The organism is Sphingomonas citricola (assembly GCF_019429535.1).
In the GTDB taxonomy this organism is placed as follows: domain Bacteria; phylum Pseudomonadota; class Alphaproteobacteria; order Sphingomonadales; family Sphingomonadaceae; genus Sphingomonas; species Sphingomonas citricola.
Window position 1 is genome coordinate 254,234 of the sequence record NZ_JAHXZM010000005.1, and the last position, 12,523, is coordinate 266,756.

The window sequence follows — 12,523 nt, forward strand, 5'->3', positions numbered from 1 at the left end:
GCCGTTCTCACAACGACAGGATGTCACGGGTTTCGCGGAAGTATAACGTGCCATCCGCCACATCCTCGACCTTGACGGCATGCCGTACGTAGCGGCGTCCGCGCTTCTCGTATTTGTCGGTAGCACACGTAGTGATGCGCACTGTTGCGCCAACCGGGATCGGAGCAAGTATCTCGGAATCATGGTTGGTGTGGATCGACCCGATCGCAAATGGGCGGGTGTGGTCGAACTGTACCGATAGCACGAAGTGCGACACGAGTAGTGGCGGTACGATTGCACCACCGAACGGCGATCGTCCCTCAATCCGCCAGCTGTTCATCCGCCAGCCTTCGTACCATTCGTTATAGTCTTCAACGCCATCGGCATAGAGGATCACGAGTTCAGCCGTCAGCGTGAGCTCACGCGAACGCTCTTCACCGATCTCGACCATGTCCCAATACGTCTGCGACCCTGCTTCTAGGCCGGCGATGAATGATCGCGTTTGCTCGATCTGTACGGCTGACATTGGACGTAACGCGTCGGTTACTGCAACAGCATCATGCTCAAACATCGACATCCACCTCCACGAAGCCAACCGTCTTCTTTTCACCCGCGTCATTGTCTGCCCAGACATCGACAATGAAACGGTACCCGTCGCCCTTTGCAATCTTCTCACGTACGATACCATGCGTCGTGATGATCTCGTTGGCGTAGGTGGAAGCAATATATTTGCACACGACGCGAGCACCGGCGAACATGGCGGCGCCGAAGTGGTTTACACACATCTCAGCAATATATGCTGAAGACATCTCACCAGTTTGGATCGGCGCCTTCAGCCCGGTTTCTGCGGCGTAGACGGGGTCCCAATGATTAGGGTTGAAGCGCCCCCACAGTCTTGAACCCATCAACTGGATGGCTGCCTTCTTCTTGACCGGCTGCAATTCAAAGCCAAGTGGTGTGTCGCGCGTCACCCGCAACGATCGCGTATCAGCTTCGTCCATGAAACATCCCTTTTGTGATGATTTCGGTAATCAGAAGCGACCCGAGACTTGCAGGGCGATCTCACGTCCCCGCGCCACCACGCCCCGCTGTTCACCGATTGCCCCGGGTACGCTGGCGCCGCCGGTCCGGTCGGCAGCGTAGAGCAAGTAGTATTTGTTCGACAGGTTCCGTCCGATCACGGAAACCGCCCAGCGATCGTCCACTTCTGCGAGCCGTGCGCTGGCGTTGAAGCGCCAGAACGCGTCCTGACGCGTTGACGGGGCCATCGTTTCGGCTGCCATGTAACTACCGCTGTAGAAAGCGTCGCCCGTAAACGCGATCTTGGTCGCACCGAGCGGGATCGTAACCTCAGCACCCCCGTTACCAGCCCAATCGGGTGAGCGCGCAGGCGCACGTCCCCCGAAATCTTGCTGCAACGTCAGCGCTGTTGCATTGACAAACGAACAATTGGGCGGCGGGACTGCCGTAGCGCGCGTCGTGCCGGTAGGAAAGGCATAGCCGTAACATTGGCCGACGAAATTGCGGAAACGGTTATGGGTGTATGCGATAGCGCCATGTAGATTGAAGTTGCTTGTGGGAGAGTAGTTTACCTCCAACTCCCCACCACGCTGCCTTACCTGCCCGGCATTGTTGATCGTGTACGCGACCCGCGCCGGATCATAGGTATTCACCTGAAGGTTGGTGAACTTGTACGCGAACGCTGCGACGTTGACGCGGAGTCGGCCGTTGAGGAACAAGCCTTTCGCTCCCGCCTCGAACCCCCGTGCCTTTTCCGATTCGAAGTCGGCATCGCCGATGCGCGTTCCCGTCTGCAATGGACTTGTCAGCCCAAAGCCGCCAGATTTAAAACCCGTTCGGTATGCGACGAACAACGTTTTGGTCGTGTCCGGCCGCCAGGTAACCGTTGCCTCGGGCGAGACGTTGTCATCGTCAAAGCTGCCCTGCAGAAACCCCACTGTATCTGATCCAGGATATACGGTGTTCAGGGTGTTGAAGGTGCCAACACCATAGACGTTCTGCTTACGAAAACGCTTCCGCTCGCGCGTATACCGTGCACCCCCCGCAATTTCGAGTGTATCGACCGGCTTGATCAGCGCTTGTGCGAAGGCCGACAGCGTGTTGCCAGTCTGCACGCTGCGATCTTGGTAGGTGGAAAAGCGATTGGCGGCGGCATTATAGCTTCCATCGTTCAACTTGGTGTCATTGGCGTCGCGAAGGCGTGCGGTCTGGTAAAAGCCTCCGGCCATGAAGTTAAACGCGCCGTCTAATTCACTGGTAACCCGGAATTCCTGCGAAAACTGCTCTGCTTTTTGCTCGTTGTAGAACGCAAGCTGTGAATAGGTGGTTTGATCGAAACCGGAAAGAAATTGGTAGCTCGTGTAATTGTATCCGGTCGTGGAATCGAGGCGGATCGCGCCAAGTGACCAACCAAGGTCGATAGCCTGCGTGGCGACTGTCAGCTTCCCATAGGGCGTGCCGTCGCCACCGCCGCGTATCGTCGCTGCAATGGCCAAGGGCAGATCGCCTATCGTCGTGCGGCGATCAGGAACGCAGTCGGCGTTAGGGTCGGCAATCCCATACATACGCGGGTTCGGCCCGGTACATGGACCGATGTTCTGCGTAGCTGCACCAGGGCCATCGTCCCTGTTGTAAGCGTAAAAGGACTTGGCGCGAAATGAGAAGTTGTCTGACGGCTCACCTTTCAGCGTTAGGCGCGCAAGAACTTCTTGGTCGCCAGGCCGCTCGTCGGAGGCGCCGGGCAATTGTGCAGCACCAGCGGGAGCACCCGTTGCCGCACGGTAGAAGGGATTTGCAATCGGTTTCGCCGTGTTTCGCAGCCAGCCGTCAAGATTACGATAGCGTACCGCCAATCGGGCGCCAAATGTATCCGACAGAGGACCAGAGATTGCAGCCTCGGTTGTCACCTCATCGCCGACAAACTCGTACGCGGCTCGCCCCGTGATTTCCAGACGGTCGGTCGGATCCGCCGTGGCTATCGAGATCACACCAGCCGTATTATTCTTGCCGAATAGAAGCGCTTGCGGTCCCTTAAGGACCTCAACCTGAGCGACATCAAAGATCCCAAGCTGAGCGATGCGGCCGTCGCTTGTCTGCACCCCATCGATGGCGACGGACACCGCCTGTTCGAAACCTGCTTGGTTAGCTGGTGAGCTGACGCCGCGGATCGCGATTGATCCACCGCCCGCCGATTTATATGCCCCGACGATAACGGTGGGAGTCAATTCACCGATTTTGCTCAGGTCATTGGCGTTGTTGTTCGCGATCTGCTCGACGCCAATCACCGACACAACCACAGGAACCCTGTTCAGGGATTCACTTCGCCGTCGTGCCGTGACCACGATGTCGCCGGCGGCGGCGCCTTGAGGCGCGCGATCCGCGTCTGGCTGATCAGGCACTTGCACTTGATCTTCGTTCGTAGCCTGCCCTGCTGTGGTTTGCGCTAGAGCGACTGGCGCACTTGAGAGCGCCGCAATCGAGATCCCGGTTGCAAGTAGCATCCGCCGTGCCGCTACGCTCATGCCGTCCTCCATCCATCACCTAGAATGCGCCGCTTTCATGTGAAGCGGTCGCACGATCAGGGCTGCCGGAAACCGTTTGGCTTGTCAATGCGTGTGTTGACTGGTTCTCGGGCGAACGAGCGATCGTCGAGGAAAAATGAGAGAAACGGCTGTCATATGCCCTCTTGAAGGGCAATGTCTCGATGGAACGCGTCACGGTGTGGGCGAGATGCACCTACAGGCTTGATCGTTTCTCAACACACCTGTGGAATCGAAAAGTTGGCAGTGCAGCCTTTGCGCACTGCCAGCGCTATTCCGTGGTACCGATTGAGCTCCTACCTCACCTAGCGCCGAAGAAGCTGCAACCATAAGAAGGACTACTCGAAATTGGTCAGAGGCAGCTGGACCAATCAAAACTCAAAATCGTCGCCCGCAGGTATGGCGCAGGTTGCTTTTCGCGCGTTTCCCACGCCAAAGCGCTTTCACTAGGAAACGGCTGATAGAGGGGTTCGGCCCACTCTGGGTGATCAGTGGGTGATGCAGGAAGGTCACCAGCAATTGATGTTTATCTCCTTGCTATCGCAGCATTTTTTCAGGCGCTAGACAGGCCTTCGTAATGCGGGGGTCACAGGTTCGAGTCCTGTAAGCGGCACCATCCTTCTTTATGTGCTTTCACGAGAGAAGCGGCGGCGGCCGAGGCTAGCGGGCGTTGGCTTGGGAACTCACGTGGGTCCTGGCGGGGACGGCGTTCGGTAGGGAGCGTCAGAAGGAGCGTTTACGTTGGCCCTCGCACGCAACGTGCGAAGGCTTCGGCTACCCCAGCGTCACCAGCGACACGAGCCAGGCGATAGCCTCAACCATAAATCGACGGGTGGGTGAGTAAGCCCCGCGGGACGTCATGGATGCATGTCTACGGCACGACGCTGCTCAGCGGCATTGGATTCACCATGATCCTGTTCATCGGCGGCCTCGCCTTCATCGACATCACACTGGAGCGCGAAGTGAAGTTCCGCGTTCTGGCCGGCTCTGTCCTTTCGGCACTTTGCGGTTCCTAAGTGTTGTACCTCGGAGGGAGGCGTCACGCGCCACCCTTGAGAGACAATATCGTCACGGAACAGGGAGTGACATGAACGAGGCAGCGGTTACCCGCTTCGACCTGAACGGACGGCTCGCTCGTCTGGCATTGTATCGCTGGTGGCGTCGCACGATCGTCGGACGGGTCGATCATGAGGCCGTCGTTTCACGCATCGTCGAGGAAAGCGGCTGGTCGCCCCGCTTCGCCTTCATGACGATGATGTCGGCCGGTATCGCGGTACTGGGTCTGCTCCTCTCGTCACCAGCCGTGGTCATCGGAGCTATGCTGATTTCCCCGCTGATGAACCCGATCCTCGGCTTTGGCTTCAGTTTGGCGCTGTTCGACTTTCGCGAATTGCGCCGGTCGTTGAAGGCACTGGCGATCGGATCGACTGCCGCTGTCGCCTTCACCGCGTTGATCGTGCTCGTCTCCCCGCTGCAGGCGCCGACCGCGGAGATCGTCGCGCGGACACGACCCAATCTATTCGACCTCGCCGTCGCATTGTTCGCCGCGCTTGCCGGCAGCTTCGCGATCATTCGCGGGCGGGGCGAGACGATCGTCGGCGTCGCCATCGCCACCGCGTTGATGCCGCCGCTCGCCGTCGTCGGCTACGGCATCGCGACACGAAACATGCCGGTAGGCGCGGGCGCGTTCGCGTTGTTCGTCACCAATTTCATCACGATCGCGCTGTCGGCCACGCTGATGGCGCGCTTCTACGGTTTCGGCCACCATCTCTCACGTCGGCAGAGCTGGACACAGACGATACTGCTCACCCTCGTCTTCGTCGTCATGGCTGTCCCGCTGGCAATCTCGTTGAACCGGATCGGGCGCGAGGCAGTAGCGGTGTCGCAGACGCGAACCCTGCTGAGCGAACGGTTCGGCACAGAAGCGCGCGTGACGCAACTCGACCTCGATTTCGCTGTAAAGCCGCTGATCGTGCGTGCGGTGGTCATCGCGCCGCGCGGCGCCATGCAGAAGACGCTAGCCCTGCAAGAGGCGCTGGCGGACCGGCTCGGCCGTCCGATCAGACTCGACCTCGACCAGATTCTGCTCGAGCCGGGCGCCGGCGCGCTGGAGGCGCAACGCGAGGAACTACGACAGGCAGGCGATTTCGCGAAGCAGGAGGCCGAGCGAAGCGCATCGCTCGCCCGAATGGTCTCGCTCATTACCGGGGTGGCGGCGGATGACGTGACGGTCGATCGCGATCATCACCGCATCATCGCGTCGGCGAACGCTTTGCCCGGCGCCAGCCTGGGCACTTACCGGGTGCTGGAAGCGCGGGCGGCCGCGGAGGATACGGGCTGGTCGATAATGGTCGTGCCGCCGCAGTCGCCGCTGCCGCAGATTGCATTCGCTGACAATGTCGACACCCTGGATGCGGCCGCCCGCACCGCCGTCGCGACATCGATCTGGGCGGCGAAGCGCTGGAACATGCCGGCGCTCGGCGTGCCCGGCCTTCCGACCGGCGCTCCGCCTGCCCGCCCCAATCTCGCGCAACGTCGCGCACTAGCGATCGCGGCCGCGTTGCAAACTCAAGGCATCCGGGCTGTGGCTACGCCCCCCGCCGGTCAGCGTTTTGGGCTTGCTCCCGCCAGTGGTTTGAATGGCGCAGCCGTCTCAGTCGGGCAGATCGATCGATGAGGGCACGGCTAGTCAGGTTCGCGAACGAACTCGGCGAGAGTTATTGGTTCGTGCCGACGGTTATGGCGATCGCCGCGCTGCTGCTGGCTGGGGCAATGGTGTGGCTCGACAGCCATCATATGGCGACATGGATGGACCGGCTGCCGTGGCTTTATGCTGCGCGGCCATCCGGGGCACGCAGCCTGCTGTCGTCGATTGGCGGATCGATGATCGGGGTGGCGGGTACGACTTTCTCGGTAACGATTGCCGCAGTCGTCTACGCCTCGGGTCAGTATGGCCCCCGGCTCCTGAGCAATTTCATGTCGGATCGCGGCAATCAGGTGACGCTCGGCACCTTTATCGCGACTTTCCTCTACTCACTCGTCGTCCTGCGCACGATCCGCTCCCCGGACGACGCGGCGGGCGAAGCGGCGTTCGTGCCGCAATTGGCGGTGCTGGTCGGACTGCTGCTCGTGCTCTGCTCGATTGCAGTGCTGATCTATTTTATCCATCACGTGCCGAGCCGCATCCACATCAACAGCGTGATCGAGCGAATCGGCAACCGCTTGCTACGCGAGATCGAACACCGCTTTCCCGACTCGATCGGACACCCTTCCCGACAAGCGAAGGAGCGCCCTGGCATCCCGGCTGCGTTTACCAGCGCTGCAACGCCGACCATGCTTCACCAGCGCAAGTGTATTCCTGCCAGCGAAACCGGTTATGTCCAACTGATCGACGCGGACGCGCTGCTGGAGATTACCAGCGAGCGCGACTTGATCATCCGCCTGCAATATCAGCCGGGCGACTTCGTCCATCGCGGCAGCACATTGATCGAGGCCTGGCCCGCCGAACGAGTGGATGATGACACCATCGAGGCTTTGCGGGATACCTTCGCGGCGGGATCGCGCCGCACCGCGTTGCAGGACTTGCGCTTCCTTATCGACGAACTGGTCGAGATCGCCGCCCGCGCCTTGTCGCCGGGGGTCAATGATCCATTTACCGCAAATTCGTGTCTCGACTGGCTGGGTGCCGCTTTGGCCGATCTCGGCGGGCGCGACCTGCCCGAGCGACTGCGCGTCGATAACGGTGGGAAGCCCCGCGTCATCACGCATCCCGTCACGTTCGCGGGCTTCGTCGACCGGGCGTTCGGAGCACTCGCGCAATATGCGTCCGCGGACATGATCGCGGGTCAGCGCTTTCTCGCGGTCGTGGGGGACGTCGCGCTCGGCTGCGATGCGCCCGATCGGCTGGAAAAGCTGGCAAGCCTGACCCGACAATTCCGCGACCTAGCCGACGAGGCGCTGACGGGCGTAAATCACGACGTCGTGCTGCGCCACGCCGACGAGATGCTGCACGCACTCGCCGCATCCGACCACAAACGCCTGCTGCGCGATCGGCAGGCCTGTTTGGGAGAAACCGCATGATCGTCGCCATCGCCCTTCTTGTCGCGCTGATCGTGACGCTGTTGCTGACGTTCGGCCGTTTCGCACGCAGCAATGGGTGGCGTGCCACGATGACGCCGCTCGCCTCGATCATCGGATCGGGCTTTCTGATCTGTGGGCCGCTGCTCGCGCGCGAATTCGGGAGTGCCGCCTTGCTCGCGATGGCGGCGCTGCTTGCCATCGCCTATGCCGCTGGCTGGGTGATCCGGTTCAACATCGTCCATGTCGAGAACCACCTGGCCCACGCCTCCTTCAACGATCCGATCGCGTGGACCGCGCGGATCACGCAAGGTGTCCTCGCACTCGCCTATGCCGTGTCGGTTGCTTATTATCTGAAGCTGCTCGCCGAATTCTCGCTCAAACCAGTCGCGCTCGATCCGGCATGGCAGCCCGTGGCAGCGAACGTCATGGTGACCGTCATCATCGGTCTGATGACGCTGCTCGCGCTCGGGGGCAGCCTGCGTAAGGTCGAGCATCTCGCGCACGGCACCGTGTCGATCAAGATCGGGATCATCGCGGGGCTGCTCGTCGCGCTTGCGATCGCCTGGGCCACGAACGGCATGGCCGATCCGCTGCCACCTGCACGGCTGTCGTGGGCGAGCATCCCGATGTTGCTCGGGCTCATCATCACAGTGCAAGGCTTCGAGACGTCGCGCTACCTTGGGCACGATTATGCTGCTGATCTTCGCATCAAGACGATGCGGCACGCGCAATGGATCGCCTCGGCGATCTATCTGGCGTTCATCGCGCTGCTCACGCCGTTCCTGTCGCGCGCTGCGGCCACCGAAGGGGTGGCCGGCATCCTTGACATCATGGAATTGATCGCCCCGGCGCTCGGCATGTTTGTGCTGGCAGGGGCAGTGTCGAGCCAGCTGAGCGCAGCGGTGGCGGATTCGATTGGGTCGGGTGGCCTGGTCAACGAGGTGTCGCGACGGAAAATCGGCGTACCCGTCGCCTTCACGCTTGCCGGGGCGCTCGCCGTCCTGGTCGTATGGCTGACGGATCCGTTCGAGGTCGTCGCACTGTCATCGCGGGCCTTCGCGCTGTTCTACGCGATGCAATGCGCCCTCGCCTTCCTTGTGTCGATCAAACATGGGTCGGGGACGGTGGGGCACCGAGTTGGTTTTGTCGTGATCGGCTTAATCTGCCTCGTTGCGGTGTTCGTCGGCGCCCCAGCGGAGGGTTGATGCCTCAAATGAGGTTCCTCATCCCACAAGATTGATCGTGAGTATGCCCTCGGTCTTCCTTAGCAACCGCGCTGTTCAAACGGCGGTTCGTGATAAGTGGTGTTTTCGAAGGCGGATGTGATCCGATTGGCACCGTCGTATTTCGCCCGCCGAACAGGCGCCCTCTCCATCCATAGATTCAGGACATGTCGCCGGCGATGGGTGATTTTATCGACGAGCATCAGCCGGAGGCCATTACACGCTGGATTGGGCGTTTGTGGCGAACGGTGCGCAGTGGCGTCCGCGACGATTTCGGTATTGCAGCAAGCTCGATCGCCTTCGCCGCCTTTCTCGCGATCGTCCCGCTCGTTGGTCTGATTACAGCCGCCTATGGCTTCTTCGTGCCCGCGACGACGGTCGCACAAAACCTGCGGACGCTGACGATGATCATGCCGGCGGACGCAAGGGAGATCGTTTCTAGGGGCTTGCACAACGCACTGGTGAACGATCGCGCCTCCGTCACGACGCTGCTCGTGTCGGTGGGCATCGCGCTGTTCAGCGCACGTCGTGCCGGGCGCTCACTGCTCCACGGCATCAACCTCGCCTACCGGATCGAGCGGGAGCGCCGCGGCCTTCGGCGGCTACTTGTCTCAATTACGCTGGTCCTCGGTTGTGCGGCACTCGTACTGACCGCGCTCGTGTCACTGTCGGTGCTGGCCTTTCTGCAGAGCTATGTTCCTGACGGCTTGCCGGGGGGGCGCCTCGTCTCCGTCATCACGTTGTTCGGATCGTTGACACTCGGCGCAAGCGCAGGCCTGATCCTGATCTACCGCTACGCCCCCGCGTCAGAACATCCGATCGGATGGCGCGACGTTCTGCCGGGCACGGTCGCGGGCGTGACAATGTGGCTCGCTGCGACGATTCTATTCCGGTCCTATGTCGCACACGTCGCGCGTTTCGACGACACCTACGGCTCGCTCGCGGCGGTTGTGGTGTTGATGTTGTGGCTGATGGTGTCGGCTTGGGCACTATTATTGGGTGCACGTCTCAACGCCGAGGCGATGCACGATGCAGGCAGCAGAATCAAGGAAATCGACGAATGACGCGTGACTTGGTGCAAGACTACTTTCGAAAATAAGCCCTGACAACGAACGCGCTGACTGCTGCGCCTGGTAGCGCGTATGCCAAGGTCAGGCTGATCTCGTTCACCGCGACCATCGCTGCCGTATATTGGCCCTAAAGCGCTAGCCCGGGCGCTGTCGAGCTCACCTCGATCACGGTTGTTATGACTTGTGGTAATCTTCATTGCCTACTTTAGCACGGTTCGCCTTTCGATCGGCACGTCGCCCATCAACGCAGTTGCATGAAAACGGCGAGTGCGTTGCGCGTGCTGTCGGCGAAGCGGTCGTACACAAGGCGTGCAATGGCGGCGATTCCCGGCTGACGATCACGCCCGCCCCGTGCGAAGATCGCAATGGCGACGCGGTGGCCATCGGGCATGGTTATAAATCCGACGTCGTTGGTCACGCCATCGAGCGTGCCGGTCTTGTCCTCCACCGTGGTGCCTGGCGGCAGCAGTGCTCGAATGCGACGAGTACCAGTCATGCAGCGGCGCATCAGACCGAACAAATACCCGCTACTGCGCGCCGTCAGTACCGTGGCGTCTTCCAACCTGCTCAGAAGGGCAACCATTGCGGTCGGTGTGGCAACATCCTTTACGTCGGCGAGATGGCCGCGTTCGCGGAGTAACTGGGCGATGGTACGGTCGACGCGAATACCGGCAAAGCCATGCGCGTTCAGCCACCCTTGAATCACCGCTGGTCCGCCAACGGCGGCGAGAAGTTGATCGGCAGCGTGATTGTCGCTGCGCACGATCATCAACTCCATCGCGTCGCTCGCCCGTCTTCCGCCGACCACGTCGTCGAGACTGCGGCGCCCCGCATCGACATCCGCTAGAAAAGCGGCGGCGATCGCGAGCTTTACGGTACTCGCCATCGCAAACGGCATGTCACCGTTCACCGCAACACTGGCCCCGTCGCGAAGGTCTAGCGCGGCGACGCCGTATTCCCCCGATCGGCCACTAACTAGATTTCGGAGCTCGTTCTCCAGCGCGCGAAGGTCCGACGAGCTGGCCATCGCCTGGGCTGGAAGGAGACTCACCGTCACGCACATGAAAGTTCTGAGAAACGGTATACGCATGACAGCTCGGTTTATGATCTCGACTGAGGTTGGACGAAATTAGCGTATACATGCACATACAGCACCAACGCCGCGTATCATATATCAAGTGGCCGTCGCGCAGATCGAAATGCTAGCCGGTTTTGCCCGTCTGTTCGTCGATGCGCCGGAATTGCGCCAAGTCCTGGTCACAGACCAGCTAATCGGCTGCCTGTCCCGTCGTGGCTTTCTCACAGCGGAAGACAGCGAGAGCGAATGGTGTCGCCGTTAGGACCGATCAGACCCGCTCGCCATTCTCGACGTCGACCATTTCAAGCGGGTGGCCGTTCGAACTCTGCGCCTGACCCGTCAACGTACGAGAGGAGCGAGCAGGGCAACCTGATCCGAATATGTACTGCTGAGTGACCTGAGTTTGGTTTGCGCCGAAAAGGAGATCGGTGCCACGAACCGGGCGATCCCCTGACCATAGATAGATGGGCTCTCCGCAGATATGGCGCAGGTCGCTTTTCACGCGTTTCCCACGCCAAAGCGCTTTCACTAGGAAACGGCTGATCGGGCAGCACGGCACGTTCTGGGTGATCAGTGGGTGAAGTAAGAAATCCATCCGCTGATTAAGGCCAAAGCGTTGCATTCGTTGCACTTTTTCAAACGCTACACAGGCCTTCGTAATGCGGGGGTCACAGGTTCGAGTCCTGTAAGCGGCACCACTCCCGGTCAAAGATGGGCACCGTGCCCTCTTTGACGGAAAGTCCAACTGCAAGCCCATTTTCCAGCGCCGACAATGGACCTGAGATGATGATCTCGCTCGGTCCAACCCTAACCTCTGCAACGAACATCCGCAGATAGGCCGAGCGTAAGCTGTTGTCCTCGCCGCGAAGCTTATCTCGCAGCATATCGCCGAAGCGGTCGACGGTTCGTTCGTCGATCTTCCGCTTACCCCTGGCTAACTGGGCCTCAAGAATGTCGATGCGGCTGATCACACCCGCCAATGCCGTCCGGTTTATTGCCATCCGCTCAGCGAACGCCGGATCGCGCGGACTCATGGTGCCCTGCTCAATAAGGATCAGCAGATTTTTGGTGGCGCTTTCGAGCCGGGTTCGCTCGGCACGGGCGCGAGCCAGTTCTACCTCGCGTTCCTCCGTCCGCGCCTGTGACACGTCGAGCACACCCGCCAGCAGCTTGCGCAGCCTGTTGCGCTCGAGCAGTCGTTCTTCGATCGCGTCGAGCACGACGCCGTCGAGTATTTCGCGTCGGATGTTCGGGCACGCGCATTTGCCGCCCTGGTTCACCTTGTTGTTGCAGGTGTAGTAGGCATAGCGACCGCCCTTGCCGGTGCGGATTGTCATGCCGCTGGCACAATCGGGCATCCCGCAACGCGCGACTCCCGTCAGAAGCGTGGTGCCGGCTGCGACGTGAGGCGCTGTCCGTCTCGGATTGCGTGTCGCCCGGGTCGCTGCGACCCGCTCGAACTGATCTTGCGTGATGATCGCCGGGCAGGACACGGCGATCGCATCCTCGGCGTCCGGCGTGATGCCTTCATCG

General features: G+C 60.7%; 11 protein-coding genes. 5 read left to right on the plus strand and 6 right to left on the minus strand.

Annotated elements, in window-relative coordinates:
• Positions 1–7: 7 nt before the first annotated feature.
• Genes KZ810_RS14000 through KZ810_RS14010 form a run of 3 tightly spaced genes read right to left on the minus strand, consistent with a single transcriptional unit; the run spans position 8 to position 3,521 of the window.
• Positions 8–550, minus strand: coding sequence for a MaoC family dehydratase (locus KZ810_RS14000; protein ID WP_219769725.1), 543 nt, complete (start codon positions 548–550; stop codon positions 8–10).
• On the minus strand, positions 543–980 hold the full coding sequence (locus KZ810_RS14005; RefSeq protein ID WP_219769726.1) for a MaoC family dehydratase: 438 nt from the start codon (positions 978–980) through the stop codon (positions 543–545). The genes KZ810_RS14000 and KZ810_RS14005 overlap by 8 nt, the downstream gene beginning before the upstream one ends.
• A 30-nt stretch (positions 981–1,010) precedes the next feature.
• Positions 1,011–3,521 carry a TonB-dependent receptor gene (locus tag KZ810_RS14010; RefSeq protein ID WP_258044912.1) on the minus strand — a complete coding sequence of 837 codons (2,511 nt, stop codon included), beginning with the start codon at positions 3,519–3,521 and terminating at the stop codon, positions 1,011–1,013.
• A gap of 854 nt (positions 3,522–4,375) precedes the next feature.
• On the opposite strand from KZ810_RS14010, the gene KZ810_RS14015 reads away from it, so the two are divergent.
• The 5 genes from KZ810_RS14015 (at position 4,376) to KZ810_RS14035 (ending at position 9,906) form a co-directional block, all read left to right on the plus strand.
• Positions 4,376–4,555: a Na+/H+ antiporter NhaA gene (locus KZ810_RS14015; RefSeq protein ID WP_308461558.1), complete on the plus strand. Its 180-nt coding sequence runs from the start codon at positions 4,376–4,378 to the stop codon at positions 4,553–4,555.
• 71 nt (positions 4,556–4,626) lie between these two features.
• Entirely contained in the window at positions 4,627–6,216 is a 1,590-nt protein-coding gene (locus KZ810_RS14020) for a DUF389 domain-containing protein (RefSeq protein ID WP_219769729.1), read from the plus strand.
• A complete protein-coding gene (locus KZ810_RS14025; protein ID WP_219769730.1) occupies positions 6,213–7,619 on the plus strand; it encodes a DUF2254 domain-containing protein in 1,407 nt (468 codons plus the stop codon). The genes KZ810_RS14020 and KZ810_RS14025 overlap by 4 nt, the downstream gene beginning before the upstream one ends.
• Positions 7,616–8,824, plus strand: a complete 1,209-nt coding sequence (locus KZ810_RS14030) for an Aq_097 family APC-type transporter (RefSeq protein ID WP_219769731.1) — start codon at positions 7,616–7,618, stop codon at positions 8,822–8,824. Before KZ810_RS14025 ends, KZ810_RS14030 begins: the two co-directional genes overlap by 4 nt.
• A 185-nt stretch (positions 8,825–9,009) precedes the next feature.
• Positions 9,010–9,906 (plus strand): YihY/virulence factor BrkB family protein, encoded by an 897-nt coding sequence (locus KZ810_RS14035; protein WP_219769732.1) that lies wholly within the window; start codon positions 9,010–9,012, stop codon positions 9,904–9,906.
• 247 nt (positions 9,907–10,153) lie between these two features.
• On the opposite strand, the gene KZ810_RS14040 is transcribed toward KZ810_RS14035, so the two are convergent.
• The 3 genes from KZ810_RS14040 to KZ810_RS14050 all read right to left on the minus strand — a co-directional run bounded on the left by KZ810_RS14040 (position 10,154) and on the right by KZ810_RS14050 (position 12,483).
• Complete coding sequence (locus KZ810_RS14040) at positions 10,154–11,002, minus strand: serine hydrolase (protein WP_258044913.1); 849 nt, start codon at positions 11,000–11,002, stop codon at positions 10,154–10,156.
• A gap of 256 nt (positions 11,003–11,258) precedes the next feature.
• Positions 11,259–11,612 carry a hypothetical protein gene (locus KZ810_RS14045; RefSeq protein ID WP_219769733.1) on the minus strand — a complete coding sequence of 118 codons (354 nt, stop codon included), beginning with the start codon at positions 11,610–11,612 and terminating at the stop codon, positions 11,259–11,261.
• Between the two features lie 46 nt (positions 11,613–11,658).
• Complete coding sequence (locus KZ810_RS14050; protein WP_219769734.1) at positions 11,659–12,483, minus strand: recombinase zinc ribbon domain-containing protein; 825 nt, start codon at positions 12,481–12,483, stop codon at positions 11,659–11,661.
• Between the last annotated feature and the right edge of the window lie 40 nt (positions 12,484–12,523).